The sequence below is a fragment of the Streptomyces caatingaensis genome, from assembly GCF_001187435.1.
GTDB classification, from domain to species: Bacteria; Actinomycetota; Actinomycetes; order Streptomycetales; family Streptomycetaceae; genus Streptomyces; species Streptomyces caatingaensis.
Genome location: NZ_LFXA01000011.1, coordinates 45698 through 72487, shown reverse-complemented (window position 1 = coordinate 72487; position 26790 = coordinate 45698). Strand labels below are relative to the sequence as shown.

Genomic DNA, 26790 nt, shown 5'->3' with positions numbered 1-26790 from the left:
AACAAGTCTACAGTCACCGCCATCAAGCTTTTTTGAACACGTTCAAGAAGGAGTGGGGACCTTGGACCTCACCGTCGTCGCCTACGTCATCTACCTCGCCGTCAGCATCGGCCTGACCGTCTGGGTGGCCCGGACGCTCAGCCGGAACGGGCGGGTGTTCCTCGGGGACGTGCTCCGGGGGGACGAGAAGCTGGCGGACGCCGTCAACCACCTGCTGGTGGTCGGGTTCTATCTCGTCAACCTCGGGTTCATCGCGCTCTATCTGCGGGAGGACGGCACGATCACCGACACCCGCGGGGTGTTCGAAACGCTGTCGCGGCAGCTCGGGGTCGTGCTGCTGGTGCTCGGGCTGATGCACCTGGGGAACGTCTTCACGCTCAACAAGTTCCGGCGGCGGGGGCTGCTGGACCGTGAGCAGCAGCCGCCGGTGCTGCCCCAGGCGTACACGCAGGTGCAGGGATGACGACGGCCGTCGCGGCCGGGGACGTCCGGGGCGTCGGAGGGGACGTCCCGGCCGTCCGCCGGCTGACCGTGCTGTACGACGCGCGCTGCGCGCTGTGTTCCTCCGTCCGCGACTGGCTCGCGCGGCAGCGGCAGCTCGTCCCGCTGGACCTGGTGCCGGCGGCCTCGGAGGAGGCCCGGCGGCGGCTGCCGCGGCTCGACCACTCCGCCTCCCTGGAGGAGATCACCGTGGTCGGGGACGGCGGGCAGGTGTACCGCGGGGCCGCCGCCTGGGTCGTGTGCCTGTGGGCGCTGGACGCGTACCGGCCGCTCGCCCACCGGCTCGGCACCCCGTCGGGCATGCGCCTCGCGCGCAACGCGGTGCTGGCCGCCGCGAAGTACCGCCGGGCACAGCTCGGCCGGCAGCCCGGGCCGGGGTGCGACAGCGGCTGTCCCGTGCCCGATTAGGCTCTGGACCGTGCCAGCACAGCCAGCAGAGAACGCCCCCCGGCCGCCGAAGGCCAAGAGCGAGCAGACCCGCACCCTGATCCTGGAGACGGCGATGCGGCTGTTCCAGGAGCGGGGCTACGACAAGACCACGATGCGGGCCATCGCCCAGGAGGCCGGGGTCTCCGTCGGCAACGCCTACTACTACTTCGCCGGCAAGGAGCACCTGATCCAGGGCTTCTACGACCGGATCGCCGCCGAGCACCAGGCGGCGGTCCGCGACGTCCTGGCCCGGGAGACGGACCTGGAGGCCCGGCTGGCCGGGGTGCTGCGGGTCTGGCTGGACATCGCGGCGCCGTACCACGAGTTCGCGGCCCAGTTCTTCAAGAACGCCGCCGACCCGGACAGCCCGCTCAGCCCCTTCTCGGCCGAGTCGGAGCACGCCCGCGAGGCGGCCATCGACGTGCACCGGGAGGTACTGGCCGGCTCGAAGGCCAAGGTCCCGGCCGAACTGGCCGAGGTCCTCCCCGAGCTGATGTGGCTCTCCCAGATGGGCCTCGTCCTCTACTGGGTCTTCGACCGCTCCCCCGGCCGCGAGCGCAGCCTCCGCCTCGCCGCCCGCGGCGCCCGCCTCACCGCCCTCGGCGTCTCCCTCGCCCGCTTCCGCGTCCTGCGCCCCCTCGTCCGCGAAGTCCACGAGCTGTTCACGGACTTCCTGCCGGGGATGGCGCAGACGGCGGCGGCGCGCAAGCGGCCGGCGGGCTGAGCACTCCGCCGTCAGCCGAAGACGTTCTTCCTCCCGCAGGAGCCGTGCGCGCTGCCGAGGACCGCCGAAGCCTGCTTCCCGGTGAGTTCGAGTTCCTGCTTGGTCTTCTTGACCTGGTCGACGAGGGCCTGTCCGTTGGCGAGGCAGAGGGCGTTGCCATGGGCGACGAGTGTGTCGTCGTCGACGCGGTCCAGGTCCGGGTGGTTCTTCCGGATCGTCCGGAGGTAGAGCTTGGCCGACAACCCGGTCAGCCCGCGTGCCTCCCCGGGGGCGGCCGACGGGCTCCCGGACGGGGCGGAAGGGGCGGACGGGGCGGCCGAGGCGGGCGCCGACGCCTTCGAGGCGCTCGCACCGCCGTCACCGGATCCGCCGCACGCCGAGGCGCCGAACGCGGCGGCCGCGAGACAGACGGCGAGCAGGGGCAGACGCTTGTGCATAAATCTCCTGGTACGTGGGTGAACCGAGAGATTCTCGCCCACGTCCGGCCCGTCGCACGAATCCTTGCCGCCCGGATCCCTGGGCAGGAGGGACGGCCATGAGGCGCACCGGCGGTAGTCCCGGCCGCCCCATGGCCGTTCACCGGCACCCCGTTAACGGCTCACCGCATCAGCACCCCCGCCGCCTCCCCCGACGCCTCCGCCGGGACCGCGACCAAACCCATCTCCGCGCCCTGGGCCAGGAGGCGGTGGGCGGGGAGGATGCGGACGGTGTAGCCGAAGGGGCCGGTGCGGTCGAAGGTGAGGGAGCCCTCGTAGAGGCGGCGGCCGTCGAGGGCGGGGGCCGCGGCGGGTTTGAGGGGGAAGGCGGAGGTGCCGGTGAGGCGGTCGTCGGCGTCGACGCGGCCGGCGAGGGCCTGGACCTCGACGTCCGAGGGTTCGAGGCCGCCGAGGGCGACGCTGACGCGGAGGGTGACGGTGGAGCCGAGCTCGGCCGTGCCGTTCAACGGGCCGTCGGAGACGGTCTCGACGTGGTCGACGGCGACGCCCGGCCACGCGGCGCGCACCCGCGCCTTCCAGGCGGCGAGTTCGCGGGCCGCGTCGGGGGTGAGCGCGCGCTGTGCCTCGGCGGCCGGGTGGTAGAGGCGGCCGACGTACTCGCGGACCATGCGGCCGGCGAGGACCTTGGGGCCGAGCGTGGCGAGCGTGCCGCGGACCATCTCGATCCAGCGGCCGGGCAGCCCGTCCGGGCCCCGGTCGTAGAAGCGCGGGGCGACGCGGTCGGCGAGCAGGTCGTAGAGGGCGGCCGCCTCCAGGTCGTCGCGGCGCTCCTCGTCCGTGCCGGAGCCGTCCGCGGTGGGGATGGCCCAGCCGAAGTCCGGCTCGTACCACTCGTCCCACCAGCCGTCCAGGACGGACAGGTTGAGGCAGCCGTTGAGGGCGGCCTTCATGCCGGAGGTGCCGCACGCCTCCAGCGGGCGCAGCGGGTTGTTGAGCCAGACGTCGCAGCCGGGGTAGAGCTTCTGGGCCATGCCCATGCCGTAGTCGGGCAGGAAGACGACGCGGTGGCGGACGGCGGGGTCGTCGGCGAAGCGGACGAGCTCCTGGACGAGCCGCTTGCCGCTGTCGTCCGCCGGGTGGGCCTTGCCCGCGACGACGATCTGCAGCGGGCGCCGCGGGTCGAGCAGCAGGCCGGTGAGGCGTTCGCGGTCGCGGAGCATGAGGGTGAGGCGCTTGTAGGAGGGGACGCGGCGGGCGAAGCCGATGGTGAGGACGTCGGGGTCGAGCACCCCGTCGATCCAGCCGAGTTCGGCGGTGCCGGCGCCGCGCTCGCGCCAGGAGGCGCGCAGCCGGCCGCGGACCTCCTCGACGAGCTGTTCGCGCAGGGTGCGGCGGAGCTCCCAGATGTCGGCGTCGGAGATCTCGGCCACGGAGTCCCAGTGTTCGGAGCCGCCGAGGGCCAGGGCGTCCTCGGCGCGGCCAGCCCCGACGCGGCGGGCGCCGAGGCGGAAGACCTCGGGGGCGACCCAGGTGGGGGCGTGCACGCCGTTGGTGATGGAGGTGATCGGCACCTCGTCGGCGTCGAAGCCGGGCCAGAGGCCGGCGAACATCTGACGGCTGACCTGGCCGTGCAGGGTGGAGACGCCGTTGGCGCGCTGGGCCAGGCGCAGGCCCATGACGGCCATGTTGAACAGGCCCGGGTCGCCGCCCGGATAGTCCTCCGCGCCCAGGGCGAGGATCCGTTCGGTGTCGATGCCGGGCAGTTCGGCGTCGTCGCCGAAGTGGCGGGCGACGAGGCCGCGGTCGAAGCGGTCGATGCCGGCGGGCACGGGGGTGTGGGTGGTGAAGACGGCGCCGGCCCGGACGCTCTCCAGCGCGGCGTCGAAGTCGAGCCCGCGGGCGGCGAGTTCACGGATGCGTTCGAGGCCGAGGAAGCCGGCGTGGCCCTCGTTGGTGTGGAAGACCTCGGGCGCCGGGTGCCCGGTGAGCCGGCAGTACGTGCGCACCGCGCGGACGCCGCCGATGCCCAGCAGCATCTCCTGGAGCAGCCGGTGCTCGCTGCCCCCGCCGTAGAGCCGGTCCGTGACGTCGCGTTCGCCGCTGGCGTTCTCCTCGACGTCGGAGTCGAGGAGCAGCAGCGGGACCCGGCCGACCTCGGCCTTCCAGATGTGGGCGCGCAGGGAGCGGCCGCCGGGCAGGGCGAGGGCGACGACGCCCGGCGTGCCGTCGGCCTCGCGCAGCAGCGTCAGCGGCAGCTCGTTGGGGTCGAGCAGGGGGTAGTGCTCCTGCTGCCAGCCCTCGCGGGAGAGGGACTGGCGGAAGTAGCCGTGCCGGTAGAGGAGTCCGACGCCGATGAGCGGGACGCCCAGGTCGCTGGCGGACTTCAGGTGGTCGCCGGCGAGGATGCCGAGGCCGCCGCTGTACTGCGGCAGGGCGGCGGTGATGCCGAACTCGGGCGAGAAGTAGGCGACCGCGGCGGGCAGTCCGGGCGGCTGCTCCTGGTACCAGCGGTTGCCGGTGAGGTAGTCGTGCAGGTCGTCGGCCGCGGCCGCGAGGCGCCGGCGGAAGCGGCGGTCGTCGGCGAGGGCGGCGAGCCGGGCGGCGGGCACGGCGCCCAGCAGCCGCAGCGGGTCGCCCTCGGCGGCCCGCCAGCCCTCGGGGTCGAGGGTCTGGAAGAGCTCTCGGGTCTCGGGATGCCAGGACCAGCGCAGATTGCGCGCCAGCTCGCTGAGCGGTCGTAGGGGCTCCGGAAGGACGGGGCGCACGCTGAATCGACGAATGGCCTTCACGTGCACGACGGTAGCGGCGCGCGGCCGCGGTCGCGGGCCAAGACGCCAAGTGCCCTCTTCCGCCTGACCCGGCCCGCCGTCTTCTGCCTGACCCTGCCAGGGGCAGGCACGGACGGGCCCGGGCGGGGTTGACTGTGGCCCATGGACAGATCTTCCGGACTGGGGAACTTCCTGCGCACCCGGCGCGCCCTGCTGCGTCCCGAGGACGTCGGGCTGCCGACGTACGGGGACCGGCGCAGGGTGCCGGGCCTCCGGCGGGAGGAGCTGGCGCTGCTGGCGGGGGTGAGCGCGGCGTATTACACCCGGCTGGAGCAGGGGCAGTCGTCCAACGCCTCGGACGGGGTGCTGGACGCGCTGGCGCGGGCGCTGCGGCTGGACGCGGACGAGCACGCGCACCTGCGGAACCTGGCCCGGCCGGGCCGCGCGGCCCGGCGCGCGGCGCCGCGCGCGGTGTCCGTGCGGCCCGGGGTGCGGCAGCTCGCGGAGGCGATGGGCGAGGTCCCGGTGGTGGTCCTGGACCACCGCTACGACGTCCTGCACTGGAACGCGCTGGGGCACGCGCTGATCGGCGGGCACGTGGCGGCGGACGCGCCGGCGCGGGCGGCGGAGCGGCCCAACGCCCAGCGGATGCTGTTCCTGGACCCGCACGCGCGGGAGCTGTACCCGCGGTGGGAGCTGGAGGCGCGGCGGGCGGTGGCGGCGCTGCGGCTGGAGGCCGGGCAGCATCCGGAGGACCGGGAACTGGCCGCGCTGGTCGGCGAACTGTGCATGAAGAGCCCGGAGTTCGCGGGGCTGTGGGCGCGGCACAAGGTGCTGTCGTGCACGAGCGGGACGAAGGAGTTCCACCATCCGCTGGTGGGGGCGCTGACGTTGTCGTACGAGATGCTGCGCGCGCCGGCGGCGGAGGGGGCGGCGCAGTCGGTGCTGGCCTACAGCGCGGAGCCGGGGTCGCCGTCGGAGGCGGCGCTGCGGCTGCTGGCGGCGGGCCTGCGGCCGGCCGGCGCACCGCGCGTGGAACGCGACCGCCAGCGGCCGACCGTGCGCTGATGCGCCGGTACGAGGGAGAAATACGCCCCGCCTACACCATGACGTTCCAAGGCCAGAAGTCGCTACGGCCTTCGAAGACCGGGCCGGGGCGCCGTTCCCCCATCCGGCCGTCGGCTACCCCCTTTCGTCACATTGCACACGATCGGCCCAGCGGGGAGACTCCCTACGTGTGACGGAGGTCCCGCCGCCTGCGCCGGGCGGCGCCAGGGGAACTACGCACCGGTAGGCCGGGCGGTGCGGGCATGCCCGCCAGGGCCGGGTGGGAAAGCTCCCCGGGTGTACGGGACCCCTTCCTCCGCCCCGCTCCGACGCAGAACGGCCCCTCGTGTGATTCCGCTTTCCCGCTCGTCAGGTTTACCGCCGCCCACCCGGGTGAACGCGGGCAGATGCGCCGTCGCCCGCGTCCGGCCGGGTGCCGGGGCAGCGGATAGAAAGAACAGAACGCGCCAGATCCCTCGTCAGCTTCCGGGCCTTGCCTCCGGTTTCCTCTCGGACCCCAGGTGATTGCATGATCGGTCGCATTCCCGTCCTGGACCTCGCCCCGCTGGTGGACTGCGGCCGCAGATCCGTGAAGGCGGTGGCGGGCGAGTCCTTCGAGGTCACCGCGACGGTGTTCCGCGAGGGCCACGACGCGGTGGGCGCCAACGTGGTGCTGCGGGACGCGACGGGCCGGTGCGGCCCGTGGACGCCGATGCGCGAGCTGGCGCCGGGCACCGACCGCTGGGGCGCCGAGGTGACCCCGGACGCGGAGGGCCGCTGGACGTACGCGGTGGAGGCGTGGAGCGACCCGGTCACCACCTGGCGCGACGCCGCCCGGATCAAGATCCCGGCCGGCATCGACACGGACCTCGTGCTGGAGGAGGGCGCCCGGCTGTACGAGCGGGCGGCCGCCGGCGTGCCCAAGAACGCGGGGCGCGAGGCGGTGCTGGCCGCGGTGGACGCCCTGCGGGACGCCCACCGTCCGGTCGCCGACCGGCTCGCGGCGGCGCTCGCCCCGGCCGTCTCGGCGGCCCTGGCGGAGCACCCGCTGCGCGAACTGGTCACGACGACGCGGCCGGTGCCGGTGCTGGTGGAGCGCGAACGGGCGCTGTACGGCTCGTGGTACGAGCTGTTCCCGCGCTCCGAGGGCGCGGTCGTCGAGGAGGGCCGGCCGCCGCGCAGCGGCACGCTCCGCACGGCGGCGAAGCGGCTGCCCGCCGTGGCGGCGATGGGATTCGACGTCGTCTATCTGCCACCGGTCCACCCCATCGGCACCTCCTTCCGCAAGGGCCCCAACAACGCGCTGAGCGCGGGCCCTTACGACGTGGGGAGCCCGTGGGCGATCGGTTCGGCGGAGGGCGGGCACGACGCGATCCACCCGGAGCTGGGCACGTTCGAGGACTTCGACCACTTCGTGGCGCGGGCGCGGGAGTTGCGCATGGAGGTGGCGCTCGACTTCGCCCTCCAGTGCTCGCCGGACCACCCGTGGGTGGACAAGCACCCGGAGTGGTTCCACCACCGGGCGGACGGCTCCATCGCGTACGCGGAGAACCCGCCCAAGAAGTACCAGGACATCTATCCGCTCGCCTTCGACGCCGACTTCGACGGGCTGGTCCGCGAGACGCTGCGGCTGCTGCGGCTGTGGATGGCCCACGGGGTGCGCATCTTCCGGGTGGACAATCCGCACACCAAGCCGGTGGTCTTCTGGGAGAAGGTCATCGCGGACATCGGCCGCACGGATCCCGATGTGGTGTTCCTGGCCGAGGCGTTCACCCGCCCCGCGATGATGCGCACGCTGGGCGCGATCGGCTTCCAGCAGTCGTACACCTACTTCACCTGGCGCAACAGCAAGCAGGAGCTGACCGATTACCTCACGGAGCTGTCGCGGGACGCGGCGGCGGTGATGCGCCCGAACCTCTTCGTCAACACCCCTGACATCCTGCACGCCTACCTCCAGGAGGGCGGCCGGGCGGCCTTCGAGATCCGGGCCGTGCTCGCCGCCACGCTCTCCCCGTCCTGGGGCGTCTACGCCGGTTACGAGCTGTGCGAGAACGTCCCGGCGCACCCGGGCAGCGAAGAGTACCTGGACTCCGAGAAATACCAACTGCGGCCGCGTGACTGGGAGTCGGCCGAGCGCGAAGGGCGCAGCCTGGCTCCCCTGATCACCGTGCTCAACCGGCTGCGGCGGCGGCACCCGGCTCTGCGCCGGCTGCGCAACCTGCGATTCCACCACGCCGACAACGACGCGGTCATCGTCTACTCCAAGCGCACCGGCGGCCCCTGCGGCGACTGCGTCCTCACGGTCGTCAACCTCGACCCCCACCACACCCAGGAGGCGACGGTCTCGTTGGACATGCCGGAGCTCGGCCTCGACTGGCACGAGTCCTTCCCGGTGCGCGACGAGCTCACCGGCGAGACCTATCACTGGGGCAGGGACAACTATGTGCGCCTTGAGCCGGGCCACGCGATCGCGCCCGCGCACGTGTTCTCGCTGCGACCGTCCTCACCGATCGGAGGGTCACCCACACCATGATCGTCAATGAGCCCGTACCGGACACGTTCGAGGACACCCCCGCGAAGGACCGGGATCCCGACTGGTTCAAGCGCGCGGTGTTCTACGAGGTCCTCGTACGGTCCTTCCAGGACAGCGACGGCGACGGCATCGGGGACCTGAAAGGGCTGACGGCCAAGCTGGACTATCTCCAGTGGCTCGGCGTCGACTGCCTGTGGCTGCCGCCGTTCTTCCAGTCGCCGCTGCGCGACGGCGGGTACGACGTGTCGGACTACACCTCCGTCCTGCCGGAGTTCGGCGATCTCGCGGACTTCGTCGAGTTCGTGGACGCGGCCCACCAGCGGGGGATGCGCGTCATCATCGACTTTGTCATGAACCATACGAGCGATCAGCACGACTGGTTCCAGCAGTCCCGCACCGACCCCGAGGGCCCCTACGGCGACTACTACGTCTGGGCCGACGACGACAAGCAGTACCAGGACGCGCGGATCATCTTCATCGACACCGAGACGTCCAACTGGACCTTCGACCCGGTCCGCAAGCAGTACTACTGGCACCGGTTCTTCTCCCACCAGCCGGACCTCAACTACGAGAACCCCGCCGTCCAGGAGGAGATCCTCGCGGCCCTGCGGTTCTGGCTGGACCTGGGCATCGACGGCTTCCGGCTGGACGCCGTGCCCTACCTCTTCGCCGAGGAGGGCACCAACTGCGAGAACCTGCCGCGCTCCCACGAGTTCCTCAAGCGCGTGCGCGCCGAGATCGACGCCCACTACCCGGACACGGTGCTGCTGGCCGAGGCCAACCAGTGGCCGGAGGACGTGGTCGACTACTTCGGCGACTACGCCAAGGGCGGCGACGAGTGCCATATGGCGTTCCACTTCCCCGTCATGCCGCGGATCTTCATGGCGGTGCGCCGCGAGTCGCGCTACCCCGTCTCCGAGGTCCTGGCCAAGACCCCGGCCATCCCGTCCGGCTGCCAGTGGGGCATCTTCCTGCGCAACCACGACGAGCTGACGCTGGAGATGGTCACCGACGAGGAACGCGACTACATGTACGCGGAGTACGCCAAGGACCCGCGCATGCGCGCCAACATCGGCATCCGGCGCCGACTGGCCCCGCTGCTGGACAACGACCGCAACCAGATCGAGCTGTTCACCGCGCTGCTGCTGTCGCTGCCCGGCTCGCCGATCCTCTACTACGGCGACGAGATCGGCATGGGCGACAACATCTGGCTCGGCGACCGCGACGGGGTGCGCACCCCGATGCAGTGGACGCCCGACCGCAACGCCGGCTTCTCGTCCTGCGATCCGGGCCGGCTGTTCCTGCCGACCATCATGGACCCGGTCTACGGCTACCAGGTCACCAACGTCGAGGCGGCGATGAGCAGTCCGTCGTCGCTGCTGCACTGGACCCGGCGGATGATCGAGATCCGCAAGCAGAACCCGGCGTTCGGCCTCGGCTCCTACACCGAACTCCCCTCCAGCAACCCGGCGGTGCTGGCGTTCCTGCGGGAGCACGGGGACGACCTCGTCCTGTGCGTGAACAATTTCTCCCGCTTCGCACAGCCGACCGAGCTGGATCTGCGGACGTTCAACGGCCGCCACCCGGTGGAGCTCATCGGCGGGGTCCGCTTCCCGGCCATCGGCGAACTGCCGTACCTGCTCACGCTGGCGGGCCACGGCTTCTACTGGTTCCGGCTGCGCCGCACGGCGCCCACGCCGGTCCCGGGCGCCTGAACGGCACCCGCCCCGCCGCCCCGTGCGCGCCCGCCCGGCCCGGCGCGCACGGCGGTTTCCCCCGCCGGACCCCGGGCACGCTCACTAAGGGATCCACCCCGCGGCCCGGGCCCGGCGCACCCGGGGGCCCGCGGTGCCGGCCGGGGGTCCGTTCCCGGCGGCACGGCGCGCGGCGCCGCACGAGGCACGGGCCGGCCCCGCCGCGCCCCGCCTCGCCGCACGGACGATCCTGGCGAGACACTCCCGTCGCCTTCGGCGGGGGAACCCCGACGCACCGCACACTGGCCAAAGCCGCAATCCGGGACACCGTGCCCCATCCGTCGTGTGCCCCGGGGAAAGGACGCGACGCCATGTCGGACGCTGCACCGCCCCGCCGCGAGGCCCCCCACCGGACGGCGAGCCCGGGGCCGCCGCCGTCCGGCCCGGGGCTGCTGCCCTCGCTGGCGCCCCTGCTCGCCCAGTGGCTGCCCCGGCAGCGCTGGTTCGCGGGCAAGGGCTGCCCGGTGACCGGCTTCGGCCTCGTCGCCGCCGCCGAGATCCTGCCGCCCGGCGGCACCTCCCCCGGCCTGCTCCACCTGCTGGTGCGCGCCCACCAGCCGGCCGCCGGCACCGACGACTGCTACCAACTCCTGCTGGGCGTCCAGGATCCGCTGCCGCACCGGCTGGCCCCCGCCCTCATCGGCCGCCCCGACGACGGCCCGCTGCGCGGCCGCGCCGTCTACGAGGCGCTGGCCGACCCCCGCCTCGCCGCCCTCCTGCTGGAACGGCTTCGCGTCCCGGGGCGGCTGGGCCCGCTGCGCTTCGCCCGCGAGCCGGACGCCACGATCCCCGCCGGGCTCGCCCCCCGGCCGCTGGACGCCGAGCAGTCCAACTCCTCGGTGGTGTACGGCGATACGTTCATCCTCAAGCTCTTCCGCCGCGTCGGCCCCGGCCTCAACCCCGACCTCGAACTCCCCCGGGCCCTCGCCCGCACCGGCTGCACCCGCGTCCCCGCGCCCGCCGCCTGGTTCGAGGCCGACTCCCCCGACGGCGGCGAGCCGATGACGCTCGGCATCCTCCAGCCCTTCCTGGCCGGCTCCGCCGACGGCTGGCAGCTCGCCCTCGGCTCCCTGGCCGTCGGCGCCGACTTCACCGCCTCCGCCCGCGCCCTCGGGCACGCCACCGCCGAGGTCCACCACGCCCTCGCCACCGCCCTGCCCACCGTCCTCCTGCACCGCGAACGCCTCGCGCGCATGGCGGACGCCATGTGCCGGCGCCTCGACGCCGCGGCCGAGGCCGTGCCCGCGCTCCGCCCCTACCGCCGGGCGCTGCGCAGTACGTACGACGAACTGACCGCCCAGCACGGCTCGGTGACGCCCTTCGCGATGCGCCGCGCCCAGCGGATCCACGGCGACCTGCACCTGGGCCAGACCCTGCGCACGGCGGCCGACGGGCGCTGGTCGCTGATCGACTTCGAGGGCGAGCCGGCCCGGCCGCTCGCCGAGCGCCGCCGCCCGCAGCCCGTCGAGCAGGACATCGCGGGCATGCTCCGCTCCTTCGACTACGCCGCGGCGGTCGGCCGGGCGGGCGGCACCTGGGCCGCGCGCACCCGCGAGGCGTTCCGCGAGGGCTACGCCGCCGGCCGGCCGGGGCCGGGCGAGGACCCCCGGCTGCTGCGCGCGCACGAGACGGACAAGGCGGTCTACGAGGTGGTGTACGAGGCGCGCCACCGGCCGGACTGGCTGCCCGTCCCGCTCGCCGCGGTCGCCCGCCTCGCCGCCCGGGCCGACGGCACGGCCCACCACACCTGACCACCGGCGAACTCCCCCTGGAGGAGCACCCCGTGACCGCACGACCGCCGTCCCGCGACCCCCGGCCCGGCTACGTCCCCGCCACCTTCCTGCCCGGCAGCCGGCGTGCCGGCAGCCCGCCCGCGCCCTCGCCCGGCCACCGGGGCGTACGGCCCGCCCCGCGCCCCGCCGAGGAGGAACGCACGCGGCTGCTGACCGGCGCGCACCACGATCCGCACGCCCTGCTGGGCGCCCACCCGGTGCCGGGCGGTGTCGTGATCCGCGCGCTGCGGCCGCACGCCCGCTCGGTGACGGTCGTCGCCGACGGGCTGCGGGCCGCGCTGCTCCCGGAGGGCGACGGGTTCTTCGCTGGCCTGCTGCCGCTGCGGGAGGTCCCCGGCTACCGCTTCCACGTCGTCTACGCCGACGCCGAGGTGGTGGCCGAGGACCCGTACCGCTTCCTGCCGGCCCTCGGCGAGCTGGACCTGCACCTGATCGGCGAGGGGCGGCACGAGCGGCTGTGGCGGGCGCTCGGGGCGGAACCGATGACCCACGCGGGCGTGGCCGGGACGCGGTTCACGGTGTGGGCGCCGAACGCGCTCGGGGTGCGGGTCGCCGGGGACTTCAACTACTGGGACGGCACGGCCCATCCGATGCGCTCGCTGGGTGCGACGGGCGTGTGGGAGCTCTTCGTCCCGGGCCTGGGCGAGGGCGAGCTGTACAAGTTCGACATCACGCGCCCCGACGGCTCTCACACCCTGCGCGCCGACCCCATGGCCCGCCGCACCGAGGCGCCGCCCGCCACCGCCTCGGTGGTGCACGCCTCGCACCACGTGTGGCGGGACGACGCGTGGATGGCCCGGCGCGGGGCCCGGCCGGCGCACGAGGCGCCGTTCTCCGTCTACGAGGTCCACCTGCCGTCCTGGCGCCCCGGGCTGGGCTACCGGCAGCTCGCCGAGCAGCTCCCCGCGTACGTCCGCGACCTGGGCTTCACGCACGTCGAGTTCCTGCCGGTCGCCGAGCACCCCTTCGGCGGCTCGTGGGGCTACCAGGTCACCGGCTTCTACGCGCCGACCGCCCGGCTGGGCACGCCCGACGACTTCAAGTACCTGGTGGACGCGCTGCACCGGGCGGGCATCGGGGTGCTGGTCGACTGGGTGCCCGCGCACTTCCCGCGCGACGACTGGGCGCTGGCCGAGTTCGACGGGTGTCCGCTGTACGAGCCGGGGGATCCGCTGCGGGCGGCCCATCCCGACTGGGGGACGCTGGAGTTCGACTACGGCCGCACGGAGGTGCGCAACTTCCTGGTGGCCAACGCCGTGTACTGGTGCGAGGAGTACCACGTGGACGGCCTGCGCGTGGACGCGGTCGCCTCCATGCTCTACCTCGACTACTCGCGCGGCCCCGGCCAGTGGACGCCCAACGCGCACGGCGGGCGCGAGAACCTGGACGCCGTCGCCTTCCTCCAGGAGATGAACGCCACCGTCTACCGCCGCTGTCCGGGCGTCGTGACCGTCGCCGAGGAGTCCACCGCCTGGGACGGCGTCACCCGCGCCACCCACCACGTGGGCCCCGGCGGCTTCGGCGGGCTGGGCTTCGGCCTGAAGTGGAACATGGGCTGGATGCACGACTCGCTGGAGTACCTGACCAAGGAGCCGGTCCACCGCAAGTACCACCACGACCGGATGACCTTCGCCATGGTCTACGCGTACAGCGAGAACTACGTCCTGCCCATCTCGCACGACGAAGTCGTGCACGGCAAGCGGTCGTTGGTCTCCAAGATGCCGGGCGACTGGTGGCAGCGGCGGGCCGACCACCGGGCGTACCTGGGCTTCATGTGGTCCCACCCCGGAAAGCAACTCCTCTTCATGGGACAGGAGTTCGCCCAGGGAGCGGAGTGGTCCGAGAGCCACGGCCCGGACTGGTGGCTGCTGGACCCCTCGTACGCCGCCGAGGCCGACCACCGGGGCGTACGGGACCTCGTCCGCGACCTCAACACCGTCTACCGCGCCACGCCCGCCCTCTGGGAGCGCGACACCCGCCCCGACGGCTTCGCCTGGCTCGTCGGCGACGCGGCGGAGGACAACGTCCTGGCCTTCCTGCGCTTCGCCGACGACGGCCCGCCGCTGCTCGCGGTGAGCAACTTCTCCCCCGTCGTCCGGCACGCCTACGGCCTCGGCGTCCCCGCCGGGCACCCCGTCTGGGAGGAGTGCCTCAACACGGACGCGACGCGCTACGGCGGCAGCGGCGTCGCCAACCCCGACCCGGTCAAGGCCCGCCCGGTGGCGCGGCACGGGCACCCGGCGAGCGTGGAACTGACGCTGCCGCCGCTGGCGACGGTGTGGCTGCGGCCGGCCTGAGGCGGTGCCCGCCGCGGGGGCCCACGGGGCCCGCCGGGGGGCTCACGGGGCGTCCTCGTACGCGCGGACGCACCGGACGAGGAGCGTCCAGGCGCTCCGCTCCAGGTGGGCGGTGCGCAGCATGCCGGGCCACTCGTCCCGGATGAGCTCGAAGGCCCGCTCCACGGCCTCCGCCGCCGCGGTGTCCGAGCCCAGCCGGGCGCGGGCGAAGCGCAGGTAGTCCGCGCGGCGGCCGAGGCGGAAGGCCCGGTACGCGAGCAGTTCCGCGTCCGGCCGGCGGGCGGGCGTGCCGGGGGGACCGGGGGTGCCGGTGCCGCGGTCAGCCATGGCCGCCCCCGTGCCGGCAGGGCGGCGGAGGGGGCGCCGCACCGCGCCGAGCGGGCGGCGGCGCCGCCGAGTGCCGCCCGCCGCCGACGAGCCCGGCGATGCCGACCCGCACGGCGGCGGCGAGCAGCCGGCGCAGCAGGCGGAACACGTCCGGGCCGAACGCCCGCAGGGTGACGGCGATGTGGAGCCAGTACGCCGCGTTCATGTGATGCACGTGTTTCTCCGTCGGTCCGCGTGGCGCGGGTGGCGGGAACACCGGCCCCGCGCCGCACCACTTCGTTCACTCGTGCGCAACGTCGGCGTATGACCCTGATTCCGCCCCGAGTTGCGCCGTGACCCCGTGCGCCGGGGGCGCGGGGCGTGCTTGAGTAGGAGATCCACCGGTGTCCTCCGGCGGATCCGCCTCCCGAAGCGAGGTTCGCCCCGCCGGAATCCGCTGGTCCACCGGTCCGGGCATCCGGCCGGACAAGCATGGACGAGATCCATTGCCATCGCGAAGACGGGAGAGGGAAGTTGGCCGAGGGACGGAGGCGGACACGGTCCTGGGGACCGCTGTACGGCGCCTCGGAGGACGCCAACCGAATCGCCCGCCTGCTGCGCTCCTGGCTGGACCGGGCGGGGCTGAGCCTGCGCGAACTGGTCGCCGCGCTCCAGCCGGAGCACTTCCGGGACAAGCACGTCCCGAGCCGGACCACGGTCTCCCAGCGCCTCGCCGGCGCCAATCCGCAGTGGGACTTCGTCGAGGCCGTCGCGGACGTGTGCTCGCGGGACGACGCCGAGCGGCGCCGGATGCTGGACGAGGCGCGCCCCGCCTGGGAACGCCTCTGCGCGGGACGGGCGGAGGAGCCCGCGGAGGCCGTCCCCGACCCGCTCCGCCGCGCGCTGGCCCGGGCCGCGGCGGCGGAACGGGAGCGGGGTGAGTGGCACCAGATGACCGTGGTGCTCCTGTCCCGGGTCGGCTCCCTGGAACGCGACCTCGCCGCCCTCCGCGAGGCCGGCCCCTCCCGCCCGTCCCCCGACCGCGGCCGCAACTGCCTGCCCCCGTGGGCCCGCCGCGAACTCGAACGCGGCGAGGCGGAACGCGAGCGCCTGATCGCGGAACTCCACCGCACCCGCCATCGCCCGCCGGCGCCGGCCCCCGCGCCCGCCCCCGCGCCTCACGGCGCCTCCCCGGCCCCCGCCTCCCCGGCCCCCGCCACGCCGGGACCCCGTCCCGCCGGGGCCGGTGCTCCGGGGACGTACGGCACGTCGGCGGCCCGGGGTGTTTCCGCAGCCCAGGGCGCGTCCGCGGCCCAGGGCACGTCCACGCCGGACCGGCCGGACAGCCGGACAGGACACGGACCTGTCCGGCTGTCCGGGACGAACGGGCCGGGCGAACCGGCCGGTCCGGCCCACCGGGCCCGGCCTGCTGAACCGGCCTGGGCCGGCGGGCCGGAGCAGCCGGACGGGGCGGACAGGGCGGACAGGGCGGACAAGGCGGCCTCGCCGCCAGGGGTGGCATCGGCGCAAGGGGTGGCATCGGCGCAAGGGGTGGCACCGGCGGCCCCGTCGGATCCGGCGAACTCGGCGAACTCGACGGCCCCGGCTGGCCCGACGGCCCCGGCTGCCCCGTCCGCCCCGCCGGACTCGGCACCCCCCGCATCCCCGCCAGTCGATGGCGACCCGGGACGCCGTGCCGGCGCCCCGCACAAGTCGCCCCTGGCGACGGCCCTTTCGCTGGCCGAGGCCCGTGAGCGGGGGCGGGGGGACGAGGCCCGGCGCGTCGCGCTCGCCGTGGGGCGGGACAGCACGCCGGGCTACGTCCAGCGGGTGCTGGCGCTGCTGGACGCGGACGGGCGGCCCGAGGAGTTCGACCTGGTGCTGTCCGCGGTGGTCCGCGAGCGCCCCGCGCGCCTGGTGCCCGCCGTGCTGACGGCGTTCGGCAAGGCGCACCGCGACCTGGACGCCACCCGGCTGCGCACGGCCCTCGCCCGCGTCCGCCCGGCGGAGCGGCTCCTGGCCGTCCTGGCCGCGCTCCGGGCGGACATGAAGCACACCGACGCGTACCTGATCCTGTCGGCCGCCGGCCGGATGCGGCCGGTCGCGGACATCCCGCCGCTGGTGAAGGTCCTGCGGGCGAAGGAGCGGCCGGACGACATCGGCTGGCTCATGCAGTTCGCGGGGAGCGACCGGTCGCCGACCGAGGCGAGGGCCCTGGCGGAGATCCTGCGCCGGGCCGGGGAGGGCGGGGCCGCGGAACTCCTGCTGGGGTGGCTGGAGGAGGGCCCGGGCGACCACGCCCCGGTGCCGGTGCCGGATCCGGAGCCCGTGCCGGACGGGGGCGGACAGTTCCCCGCCGCGCGGGATCTGGCGACCGCGCTCGTGCCCGTACGGGCGCCCGTCCTGGGCCGCCACTTCGCCCCGGCGCAGGGGGCGTACGCCCGGCGCGTCCGCCCGCCGAGGGCGTAGGGGCGGACGCGAAACGGAGAGGCGCTCACGCCGCCCGCGCTCACGCCCCCGCGCTCAGCCCCCGTGCCCGTCCGCCGCGAGCGTCGCCTCGTCGAACGGCAGCCGCCCCGCGAGGACTTCGCGCATGCGCGCCGCGTCGATCTCCTTCGTCCACGTCCCGATGAGCACCGTGGCCACCGCGTTGCCGGCGAAGTTCGTCATCGCGCGCGCCTCGCTCATGAAGCGGTCGATGCCGACGATCAGCCCGACGCCGTCGACGAGTTCGGGCCGGTGGGACTGGAGACCGCCGGCGAGGGTCGCCAGGCCGGCGCCCGTCACGCCCGCCGCGCCCTTCGACGCGACGACCATGAAGAGGAGCAGCGAAACCTGCTGGCCGAGGGCGAGCGGCTTCCCGAGCGCCTCGGCGATGAAGATCGAGGACATCGTCAGATAGATGGCCGTGCCGTCGAGGTTGAAGGAGTACCCCGTCGGCACGGTGATGCCGACGACGGGACGGCTGACGCCCAGGTGCTCCATCTTCGCGATGAGCCGCGGCAGCGCGGACTCCGACGACGACGTCGACAGGATCAGCAGGAACTCCCGTCCCAGGTACTTCAGCAGGGCGAAGATGCTCACCCCGGTGACCAGCCGCAGCAGTCCGCCCAGCACGACGACCACGAAGAGCAGACAGGTCACGTAGAAGCCGGCCATGATGACGGCCAGGGACTTCAGCGCGTCGACGCCCGTGGCCCCGACGAGTGCGGCGATGGCGCCGAACGCGCCCACCGGCGCGGCCCACATGATCATGGAGAGGATGCGGAAGACCAGCTTCTGGAGGTGCCCGATGCCGCGCAGCACCGGCTCGCCCGCCGGGCCCATCGCCTGGAGGGCGAAGCCGGCGAGCAGGGCGACGAGCAGCGTCTGGAGCACCTGGCCGCCGGTGAAGGCGGAGACGAGCGTCGTCGGGATGATGCCCAGCAGGAACGCGGTCGTCGACTCGTGCGCCCCCTCGGCCTGCTTCTCGCCGGCGTGCCGCGCGGCCTCCGTCAGGTGCAGTCCGCTGCCCGGCTCCAGGACGTTGCCGACGAGCAGGCCGATCGCCAGCGCGACGGTGGACATCAGCAGGAACCAGCCGAGCGCCAGCCCGCCCACCGCACCGACCTTGGCGGCCTTGCGCACGGAACCGATGCCGAGCACGATCGTGCAGAAGATGACGGGCGAGATCATCATCTTGATGAGGTTGACGAAGCCGGTGCCCAGCGGCTTGAGTCCGACGGCCGCCCCGGGCGCGGCGAAGCCGACGGCGACGCCCACGAGCACCGCGGCGATCACCGCCAGGTAGAGGTAGTGGGTGCGGTCCCGCCGGGCGGGCGGGGACGGGGGCGACGGCGGCGGCGCCGTGGGCGACTGCACGGTCATGGGGGGCTCCTCGGTTCGCGGCTCCTCGGTACACGACCCCGCCCGCCCGCGGCCCGCCCTCCCGACGGGCGGCCCCGGTGAGTTGGGGTCCCGGAGACTATGCACGCCCCTGTGACCGCGGTCACCCTTGCGTGCATTACGTTCACGGCCGCGGGCCGGGGCACACTGTGCGCCATGCGTCCACCCCGCCTCCCCCGCCCCCGCAGCCTGGCCGGCCAGCTCTTCGCCGTGCAGATCGCGCTGGTGGCGGCCGTCGTGGCGGGGTGCGCGGCGTTCGCGTACTTCTCCGACCGGGCCGAGGCCGAGCGGGCGGCCCGCCGCGAGGCGACCGCGGCGGCCACCGCCGTGGCCGCCTCCCCCGCCGTCCGCTCGGCGGTCCGCGGCCCGGACCCGGCGCGCGAACTCCAGCCGTACGCCGAGCGGGTCCGGCACGACACCGGCGTCGACTTCGTCACGATCATGAGCCCGCGCGGCGTCCGCTGGACCCACCCGGACCCCTCCCGGATCGGCGAGACCTTCCTCGGCCACACCGGACCGGCCCTCGGCGGACGGGTCTTCTCCGAGACCTACACCGGCACGCTCGGCCCGTCCGTCCGCGCGGTCGCCCCCGTCCAGGAGCCGGACGGCCGCGTCACCGCCCTGGTCAGCGCGGGCATCACGGTGGACACGATCAGCGCGCAGATCCGCCGGCAGTTCGCGGCGCTGCTCGGCGTCGCGCTGGCCGTCCTCGCCGCCGGCGGCGCCGGGACGTACCTGCTCAACGCGCGGCTGCGCCGGCACACGCACGGGATGAACGCGGCGGAGCTGGCGCGGATGCACGACTACCACCAGGCCGCCCTGCACGCGGTGCGCGAGGGACTGCTGATGCTGGACGGGGAGCGGCGGGTGGCGCTCGTCAACGACGGCGGCCGTGAACTCCTCGGTCTGCGCGGCGCGGACGTCGTCGGCCGGTCCGTCGCCGAGCTGGGCCTGCCCGAGCCGCTGACGCGCGCCCTGCTCGCGCCCGAACGGCGGGTGGACGAGCTGCACCTGACCGACGAGCGGACCCTCGTCGTCAACACCTCGCCCGTCTCCGGCGGGGAGCGCCGCGGCACCGTCGTCACCCTCCGCGACCACACGGAACTCACGGCGCTCTCCGGCGAGTTGGACTCCGTGCGCGGCTTCGCGGAGGCCCTGCGCGCCCAGGCGCACGAGGCCGCGAACCGGCTGCACACCGTCGTCTCCCTGATCGAACTCGGCCGCGCCGACGAGGCCGTCGGCTTCGCCACCGCCGAACTCGAGCTCTCCCAGGCCCTCACGGACGAGGTCGTGGCCGCCGTCGCCGAACCCGTCCTCGCCGCGCTGCTGCTGGGCAAGGCCGCGCACGCCGCCGAGCGCGGCGTGGAGCTGCTGTTGACCGCGGACACCACCGTGGACGACGGCCTGCTGCCGCCCGCCCTGCCCACCCGCGACCTGGTCACCGTCCTCGGCAACCTGGTCGACAACGCCGTCGACGCCGCCGGCCCCCGCCCGGACGGCGACCGCGCCCCCGCGGCGCCCCGGGTCTCCGTCACCGTCCGCCCGGACGGCGACGACCTGCTGCTGCGCGTCGGCGACTCGGGTCCGGGCCTCTCCCCCGAGGAGGCGGACGAGGCGTTCCGCCGCGGCTGGACGACGAAGGCGCCCGCCCCCGACGCGCCCTTCGCCCCGCACGGCCGGGGCCTCGGCCTGGCCCTGGTCCGGCAGGCGGCCGTCCGCAACGGCGGGACGGTCGCCGTCGGCCGGTCCCCGCTCGGCGGCGCCGAGTTCACCGTCCGCCTGCCCCTGCGGGGGGACGGCTCGTGACCGCGCCGCCGCCCGCGATCCGGGTCCTGGTCGTCGAGGACGACCCCGTCGCCGCCGACGCGCACGCCCTCTACGTCGGCCGGGTGCCCGGCTTCACCACCGCCGGAGTGGTCCACTCGGTCGGCGCGGCCACGAAGTTCCTCGCCCGCACCCCCGTGGACCTCCTCCTGCTCGACCTCTACCTCCCCGACGGCCACGGCCTGCGGCTGCTCCGCTCGCTGCGCTCCGCCGGGCACACGGCGGACGTGGTCGCCGTGACCTCCGCCCGCGACCTGGCCGTCGTCCGCGAGGGCGTCTGCCTCGGCGTCGTCCAGTACGTCCTCAAGCCCTTCACCTTCACCACCCTCCGCGACCGCCTCGTGCGCTACGCCGAGTTCCGCGCCGCCGCCGGCGAGGCCGGCGGGCAGGACGAGGTCGACCGCGCCCTCGCCGCCCTCCGCGCCCCGCACCCCGCCGCCCTCCCCAAGGGCCTGAGCGCCGACACCCTCGCCGCGGTCACCGACGCCCTCCGCGCCGCGGGCCCCGCCGGCCTCGCCGCCGGCCCCGCCGGCACCGCCCTCGGCATCTCCCGCATCACCGCCCGCCGCTACCTCGAACACCTCGTCACCACCGGCCGCGCCACCCGCACCCCCCAGTACGGCCAGGTCGGCCGCCCGGAACTGCGCTACCGGTGGGGGACGCGGGGCTGATCCGCGCGGGATCGGCGCAGCGTGACCAGGGTGGCGGTGCCGAGCGACCCGGAGGTGGGAAGGGTGCGCACCACTGTTCCGCGCCGCCCCGTCTCCGTCCGCAGGGCGTCCGCGCCGGGCTGGAGGCGCCCGTGCTCGAAGAGCACGAAGGTGATCTCCGTCGGCGGGGGCGGCTCCCGCTTCCGCCGACGGTACTGGGCGAAGGTCACGGCGTCGCAGCCCGAGTACCACCCCATCTCCGGCTCGTAGCCGGTGACGAGCAGGCAGGGCCTCGTACCGGACAGCAGGCGTGCCACCGGGACGGTCGAGTCGCTCAGCCGGTCGGGGCCGCGCATCGCACCGCGGGCTATGACCTGAGCGGTGCCGAGCACCGTGAGCAGGGCCAGGAGGACGACCGCCGCCGACAGCCAGGCCCTGCCCGGGCCGGCGAGCGTCGCCAGCCGCTGGACGCCGAGAACGGTGAGGAGCACGACGGAGAGGTAGACGAACCGCGGCTCGCCGTGCGTCGTGGTCCCGAGGACGACGAAGTTGAGCAGCGCCGTCCCGCCCAGGAAGACGGTTCTCCGGTCCTCACCGGCCGGCGTCCGGCGCCCGTCCGCCCGCCGGTCCGCCCACGCGCGGCGGCCGGCGGCGACGGTGGCCCAGATGCCCGCCGCCATCACCACGCCGCCCAGATCGCCGGCGAGCCGGTACGGGAAGGTGGCGGCGTAGTAGAGGACTCCCTCCCCCAGGAACTCCCTGTTGGACTGGGACGTGGCGAACGTGACGATGCCCAGCGGCGATCCCGTCGCGCGGGCCGCGTGGAGGAAGTGCGGCAGAAGGCCGGCGAGGAGCACGACCGCGACGCCCGCCCACCGGCGGCCCGCCGCACGCCACGCCCCCGGCCCGTAGGCGAGCAGCGCCGCCACCACCACGGCCAGGAGACTGCCCAGGACCCCGTACCGCAGGTAGAAGGCGGCGAGGACAGCCACAGGGAGGGCCCACATCGCTCGGGACCGCGGCTGCTCCAGGACGCGGACGAGCAGGTGGACCACGACCAGGAGCAGTCCGGTGCTCCCGATGTCGTTCAGGAACTCCGGCGCCCTCCGCAGGAAGCCCAGCCCGCTGAGGACGAGGAGGGTACTGACAGCGGCGCGCGCGGGCGTGGTCCAGCGGGCGGCGACCGCGTACGTGGTGGTGAGGGTGAACAGGAGGAGCAGGAGGGCCACCGCGCGCAGCGCACCCACGTCGTCGTGGACGGCGAGGGCCAGGTATCCGAGGAAGGCGAGGCCGGGAGGCCGGTAGACGCCCCACCCGGCGTCGGCCGTGCCGTTGAGCCACGAGCGGGCCTTGTTCGCGTACACCGCCTCCTCATGGCCGATATGCGGCTCGCCGCCCTGCAGTGCCGCCCACACGGCCGTGGCCAGCAGCAGCACGCCCAACAGCAGTGCTCCGGCGGGGGGTTGGCCGGCACGGCACCCGGAACGCCCCCGTCGGCACCGCCCACCGGGCCCCCCTGAGAGGAGCAGAAGGGGGGCAGCAACCAGCAGACAGGGCCACGGCTGCCGCCCCGGAAGCCAGCCGCCCCCGCCCAGGGCCAGCATCACCTGCTGCCCGGCCGCCAAGACCACCAGGGCGACGCCCACGGGCCGCCCGAAGCGGACGACGCGCCTGTCAATCGCCATAGGGCCGCCACTGTCCGGCCTGCCGGACGGCCGTACGCGCTCCCCACCACCACATGACCACGGACAGCGTGGCCAACACCCCGGCAGCCCCCGTGAGCATGCCCAGGGACAGGGTGATGCCCCGGTCCGGGCTCTCCTGCGGCGCGGCGAGCCACACCGACACCAGGAAGCTGGTGCCGATGGCCGCGAGCAGGGGTGCGAGCAAGGACCAGGCCGCTGTGCCGTAGTACAGCCGACGGCTCCCGGTGAGGACACTCAACGGCGCGACCACCGCACTGAAGCGGACGAACTCGGAGACGTTGGCCAGCGCCAGGGCCAGGGCGAGCAGTACGACACCCGGAACACCGAGAAAGATCACCCATCTTCCGTGGGCCACGGCCAGGTTGGCGCCGAGGACCCAGCGCGCTCCCAGGACGTCCACGTCCGCCGAGCCGATGGGCAGGTCGTCCCTCACCAGTTGCTTGAGGCGTGACACGGGGAGTTCCCGGCCGCTGGGCGAGGTCAGGAGAAGCGTCGCCGGTACGGTCGTCGGGCCGTCCAGGACGGATCCTTCCTGCACGTACAGCCCGTCCGCCACCGGACCGGTCCAGCGGACGGCCTGGGCCACACGCGGGTCCGTCTCGCGGGTGGCGACCTTCACGGGACGCGCGGTGCAGGGCAGGCTCACCGACCGCAGGGCGGTGCAGGGCCCCTTGAAGAGGGTTCGCGGTTCCGAGGAGCCCGGCTCCGTGCGGGCCGCGAGGGCCTCGATGCCCACGGGCAGGTCCCGGAGGACGGATTCGAGCCGCTCGCGGCTCACCTTGGCCGGCCGCAGCTCCATCAGCAGCAGACCGGCACCCACCTTCCGCATGGTGGCCTTGGCCTGTGCCGCCGATTCACCGAACTGGGAACTGGTCAGCTGTATCTGGCTGACGACGACCATGGCCATCGCCACTCCGGCGACGACCCGGGCGGTGACGCCCGGATGCGCGGCCGCATGCCGGCCGGCGACCAGGAGGGCGGCGGCACCGGTACGCCGGGCGGCCCGGGCGAGCCGCTGCCCGGCGGCCGCGGCCGCGAGGGCCACCACGGCGGGCAGCGTGACGAGCACGGCGGCGACGCCGGTGTCGTACAACTGGCCGCGCAGATCGGCGTACTGCTGGGGGTCGAGCCGCCCCGGCCCCCATACGGTCGCGAGGACGAGCACGGGGCAGGCGACGGCCGCCCACCGCAGGATGCCGTGGCCGCGTGCCACGGCCCGGGGGGACCGGACCCGGCGGCTTCCGCCTGTGCGGTGCATCAGGCATACGAGCAGCAGGACGGCCGCCGCGGCGAGGACACCGGACAGGAGCAGCCCCCACCACCAGTGCCGCAGGTCTGCGGCGGACAGCCGGTAACCGATCCATGGAAGCCGCACGTTGCCGGTGACCGCCACGGCCGCTCCCGGGAGGGCCCCGAGGACCGTACCGGCGAGGACCGGGGGAGCGGCCTCCCCCATGTTCAGCCAGAAACGGGCGCGCCAGGTGCCGCCCAGAGCGCTCACCACGGCCGTGCGTTTGTCCCGGGCCGCCGAACCCATCCGGGCCGCGACCACGGCGAGGGCGACGGCCGGCAGCAGCACCAGAAGGAGGGCGTCCATGAGGTGACCGCGATCCTTGATGAACATGACGTCACCGAACCGGTCGCCCCGGGGGCCGCCGAAGCCGACGGCGGGCCGGAAGGACGCCCCGGCCGCCTGCCGGTCGGTCGGATTGACGTAGCCCATTCGTTCGCCGGGACTCGCCAGCCCGTCGTCACCGATCCGCCCGATCACCTCGCCGAACCTGCCCGTTGCCCCCTCTTCCTCCAGGGCGCGGACGAGGCCCGGCGACAGAACCGCCTGCCCCGGAGCGGGCCAGGTGTCGACTCCGGGCGGCAAGGGTGCGTCCGCGGTGAGCGGCCGCACGTAGACGACGCTGTGCTGAAGCCCGCCGACCTCGTCGAAGCCGTCGATCGCCAGCAGCGTCGGACGCTCGCCCGGCTTCGCGTCCCGGAACTGCAACGAGCGTTTCTCCGTCCGCACGTGGATGCCGTCGTAGGAGGCATGGAGTGCGACGACGGACGAGAGGCCCAGGGTGAGGAAGAGCCCGGCCAGCAGCAACGCCACCGCCCGTATCCGGCCTCCGCCCGATCGCCGGCCGGCCGACCGGCCGATCCGGTAGAGCTGACGGCGCAGGCCCGAACGTTCCGTCGTCATCATCCGGCGCCACCATCCCGCCGCTTGAGCTTCGCGTCGGTCAGCTCAAGGCACTCGTCGGCCCGTCGGGCGACCGTTTCGTCATGGGTGACCACGACCAGAGCGCATCCCCACCGGTGCGGCACATCGAAGAGCGTCGACGCCACGTTGTCCCTCGTCGAGGTGTCGAGGGCGCCCGTGGGTTCGTCCGCGAGGAGCACGGCCGGCTCGTTGATGAGAGCGCGCGCCACAGCGGTCCGCTGCCGCTCCCCACCCGAGAGGCGCGCCGTGGACGCGGCGTCGGGCACCCCCAGATCCTCCAGCAGCCGCGCCGCCCTGGCATAGGCGACGTCCGGCTTGCCTCCCGACAACAGGGCGGCCAGCGCAACGTTCTCGACCGGCGTCAACTCGGGGAGCAGCTCACCGAACTGGAACACGACGCCCATGTGGCGGCTGCGATGCCTCTCGAGGGAGCGCCGCCTCATGCGCACGATGTCCTTGCCCGCGACCCGTACGGATCCCGCGGATGGGCGGACCAGTCCCAGCAAGCATCCCAGGAGGGTGCTCTTGCCGCTGCCGCTCGGCCCGACGACGGCCACCGAACGGCCCGCCGGGACCTGGAGGTCCACGTCGTCCAGGAGCAGCCTCCCCGCGACCTCGTAACGCAGCCCTTCGGCCGACAACGCATCACCGTCGGGTGCGCGGAAACCTCCGACGTCGCCCATTCCACCCCTTCTTCTCTTGTCCGGGAACACACTTCAGGGGGCGGGAGAAGCGGCCGGAAAAGGCCACCCCTCCCGCCCCCGGCGGCCATCGCCCCGGTCGGTCGGGCGATGATGACGGAATCGGTTACCGGTACTGCCAGCTACCGCAGTTGTCGTCGTTCTTCGGGACCCATTCGCAGACCCGAAGCTTGTAGATCGTGGCGCCGGAACCACTTGATGTCGTCTGCCCCGGTCCGCGCTTGTTCCACAGGTGATACGCCCCCTCGGACCCGTCGCCACGGTAGTAATCCGCGTGCGACGAACCGTCCGAGACCTGCTGCAGCCAGACGCGGGTGTCCGAGTAACCCGTGGCCGCCCACGCCTTGCCGTTCGGGGAGTATGCCGAGATGTCCGCGAAGGCGGGCGGAGCCCCCAGCAGCGCCGCACCCGACAGTGCCAGAACGGCGAGCCTGCGCCCTGTCGTTCTCTTCATCCGAGTATCCCTTCCTGCTCGATGTGCAGGCATTTCCGAATGGTTCGGCAGACGGGAAACAGAATGCCGCCCGCCACGGCACATCCTTCTTGCCGGGGCATCGGCGCTCAAGGATCGGCAGGCCGCCGTCACATCCGGCGAACGAGGACAACGGCTCGCGAAGGCCGGCCTCGCCCACGGCATCCCCGCTGGTCGGCCCGGCGGCAACGGCAAACTCCGCGGCGCCGGCCTCCGCCTCAAGTCCCCTGGCTTCATAGGTCCATTGCTGACGGAGTGTGGTGGTTCCCTTGGCACCGACGGCATCGCTGCCGTTCGGTGCCGGACCTGTAACCAGCGGACGACGGCCCCGCGTTCACGGGGCCGCGCCGGAACCGCCGGCGGCATGCGCCGTATGACATCGACGACCGACATGCGGGAAACACCCGCGGCATCCGCGAGGTGGACGATCCGTCGCAGCTGCTCGTACAGGTCGGCACGATCGACCGGTTTCGCAGCCGCGATCACCACCGCAGGCCGGCCCCGGCCGAAGTCGATCAGTCCTTCACTGCGCAGCATACGGAGCGCACGCAGAACCGTGTTCTTTGTCGCACCGTACTTCCTTCCCAGTTCACCCGCCGACGGAAGGCGGGTGCCCTCGGGGTGTGCACCACTTTGGATCGCCCACTTGAGCTGCGCCTTGATGCGCAGGTAGATCGGTGGTTCCGCTCCTGACATATCCCCGCCGGCGCGGTCACCCTCGCTTCCTTCCTTGGGCCCGGGCAGTCGA

20 protein-coding genes and 1 pseudogene are annotated in these 26790 nt (G+C 74.0%); 11 read left to right on the top strand and 10 right to left on the bottom strand.

Going from position 1 to position 26790, the window contains the following annotated elements; genetic code table 11:
- The first annotated feature begins 61 nt into the window (after positions 1–61).
- The 3 genes from AC230_RS17800 (at position 62) to AC230_RS17790 (ending at position 1654) form a co-directional block, all read left to right on the top strand.
- Positions 62–463 (top strand): hypothetical protein, encoded by a 402-nt coding sequence (locus AC230_RS17800; RefSeq protein WP_049717264.1) that lies wholly within the window; start codon positions 62–64, stop codon positions 461–463.
- Positions 460–909, top strand: a complete 450-nt coding sequence (locus tag AC230_RS17795) for a thiol-disulfide oxidoreductase DCC family protein (RefSeq protein WP_049717263.1) — start codon at positions 460–462, stop codon at positions 907–909. Before AC230_RS17800 ends, AC230_RS17795 begins: the two co-directional genes overlap by 4 nt.
- Positions 910–1003: 94 nt before the next feature.
- Complete coding sequence (locus AC230_RS17790) at positions 1004–1654, top strand: TetR family transcriptional regulator (RefSeq protein ID WP_241833278.1); 651 nt, start codon at positions 1004–1006, stop codon at positions 1652–1654.
- 11 nt (positions 1655–1665) lie between these two features.
- On the opposite strand, the gene AC230_RS17785 is transcribed toward AC230_RS17790, so the two are convergent.
- Complete coding sequence (locus AC230_RS17785) at positions 1666–2091, bottom strand: hypothetical protein (protein ID WP_049717261.1); 426 nt, start codon at positions 2089–2091, stop codon at positions 1666–1668.
- Positions 2092–2252: 161 nt separating this feature from the next.
- The gene (gene glgP / locus AC230_RS17780) at positions 2253–4880 is read right to left on the bottom strand and encodes an alpha-glucan family phosphorylase (RefSeq protein ID WP_049717476.1); all 2628 of its coding nucleotides are present in this window, start codon (positions 4878–4880) and stop codon (positions 2253–2255) included.
- A 141-nt stretch (positions 4881–5021) separates the two neighbouring features.
- On the opposite strand from glgP, the gene AC230_RS17775 reads away from it, so the two are divergent.
- The 5 genes from AC230_RS17775 (at position 5022) to glgB (ending at position 14283) form a co-directional block, all read left to right on the top strand.
- Positions 5022–5927: a helix-turn-helix domain-containing protein gene (locus tag AC230_RS17775; protein ID WP_049717260.1), complete on the top strand. Its 906-nt coding sequence runs from the start codon at positions 5022–5024 to the stop codon at positions 5925–5927.
- Positions 5928–6435: 508 nt separating this feature from the next.
- The gene (locus AC230_RS17770; RefSeq protein WP_049717259.1) at positions 6436–8439 is read left to right on the top strand and encodes an alpha-1,4-glucan--maltose-1-phosphate maltosyltransferase; all 2004 of its coding nucleotides are present in this window, start codon (positions 6436–6438) and stop codon (positions 8437–8439) included.
- On the top strand, positions 8436–10154 hold the full coding sequence (gene treS / locus AC230_RS17765; RefSeq protein ID WP_049717258.1) for a maltose alpha-D-glucosyltransferase: 1719 nt from the start codon (positions 8436–8438) through the stop codon (positions 10152–10154). Before AC230_RS17770 ends, treS begins: the two co-directional genes overlap by 4 nt.
- Positions 10155–10504: 350 nt before the next feature.
- Positions 10505–11944 carry a maltokinase N-terminal cap-like domain-containing protein gene (locus AC230_RS17760; protein WP_049717257.1) on the top strand — a complete coding sequence of 480 codons (1440 nt, stop codon included), beginning with the start codon at positions 10505–10507 and terminating at the stop codon, positions 11942–11944.
- A 32-nt stretch (positions 11945–11976) separates the two neighbouring features.
- On the top strand, positions 11977–14283 hold the full coding sequence (gene glgB, locus AC230_RS17755) for a 1,4-alpha-glucan branching enzyme (RefSeq protein WP_078871344.1): 2307 nt from the start codon (positions 11977–11979) through the stop codon (positions 14281–14283).
- 42 nt (positions 14284–14325) lie between these two features.
- On the opposite strand, the gene AC230_RS33060 is transcribed toward glgB, so the two are convergent.
- Together AC230_RS33060 and AC230_RS33055 are read right to left on the bottom strand one after the other, a co-directional pair.
- On the bottom strand, positions 14326–14610 hold the full coding sequence (locus tag AC230_RS33060) for a hypothetical protein (RefSeq protein WP_049717256.1): 285 nt from the start codon (positions 14608–14610) through the stop codon (positions 14326–14328).
- Positions 14603–14824: a hypothetical protein gene (locus tag AC230_RS33055; RefSeq protein ID WP_198535553.1), complete on the bottom strand. Its 222-nt coding sequence runs from the start codon at positions 14822–14824 to the stop codon at positions 14603–14605. The genes AC230_RS33060 and AC230_RS33055 overlap by 8 nt, the downstream gene beginning before the upstream one ends.
- Before the next feature lie 299 nt (positions 14825–15123).
- Between AC230_RS33055 and AC230_RS17740 the strand changes: the two genes are divergently transcribed.
- Positions 15124–17058 carry a hypothetical protein gene (locus AC230_RS17740; RefSeq protein WP_049717254.1) on the top strand — a complete coding sequence of 645 codons (1935 nt, stop codon included), beginning with the start codon at positions 15124–15126 and terminating at the stop codon, positions 17056–17058.
- A 54-nt stretch (positions 17059–17112) separates the two neighbouring features.
- On the opposite strand, the gene AC230_RS17735 is transcribed toward AC230_RS17740, so the two are convergent.
- On the bottom strand, positions 17113–18456 hold the full coding sequence (locus tag AC230_RS17735; protein WP_049717253.1) for a cation:dicarboxylate symporter family transporter: 1344 nt from the start codon (positions 18454–18456) through the stop codon (positions 17113–17115).
- 174 nt (positions 18457–18630) lie between these two features.
- Between AC230_RS17735 and AC230_RS17730 the strand changes: the two genes are divergently transcribed.
- Positions 18631–20280: a sensor histidine kinase gene (locus AC230_RS17730; protein WP_049717474.1), complete on the top strand. Its 1650-nt coding sequence runs from the start codon at positions 18631–18633 to the stop codon at positions 20278–20280.
- Complete coding sequence (locus AC230_RS17725; RefSeq protein WP_049717252.1) at positions 20277–20969, top strand: response regulator; 693 nt, start codon at positions 20277–20279, stop codon at positions 20967–20969. The genes AC230_RS17730 and AC230_RS17725 overlap by 4 nt, the downstream gene beginning before the upstream one ends.
- On the opposite strand, the gene AC230_RS17720 is transcribed toward AC230_RS17725, so the two are convergent.
- The 5 genes and pseudogenes from AC230_RS17720 to AC230_RS33795 form a co-directional block, all read right to left on the bottom strand.
- The gene (locus tag AC230_RS17720) at positions 20945–22384 is read right to left on the bottom strand and encodes a glycosyltransferase (protein ID WP_422125605.1); all 1440 of its coding nucleotides are present in this window, start codon (positions 22382–22384) and stop codon (positions 20945–20947) included. The two genes, AC230_RS17725 and AC230_RS17720, sit on opposite strands and share 25 nt — an antisense overlap.
- Before the next feature lie 238 nt (positions 22385–22622).
- A complete protein-coding gene (locus AC230_RS17715; protein ID WP_157868596.1) occupies positions 22623–24851 on the bottom strand; it encodes an ABC transporter permease in 2229 nt (742 codons plus the stop codon).
- A complete protein-coding gene (locus AC230_RS17710) occupies positions 24848–25552 on the bottom strand; it encodes an ABC transporter ATP-binding protein (RefSeq protein ID WP_049717249.1) in 705 nt (234 codons plus the stop codon). The genes AC230_RS17715 and AC230_RS17710 overlap by 4 nt, the downstream gene beginning before the upstream one ends.
- Positions 25553–25676: 124 nt before the next feature.
- Complete coding sequence (locus AC230_RS33800) at positions 25677–26024, bottom strand: hypothetical protein (RefSeq protein ID WP_049717248.1); 348 nt, start codon at positions 26022–26024, stop codon at positions 25677–25679.
- 513 nt (positions 26025–26537) lie between these two features.
- Positions 26538–26738 (bottom strand): annotated as a pseudogene (locus AC230_RS33795) (GntR family transcriptional regulator); the annotation flags it as partial.
- Positions 26739–26790 lie beyond the last annotated feature (52 nt).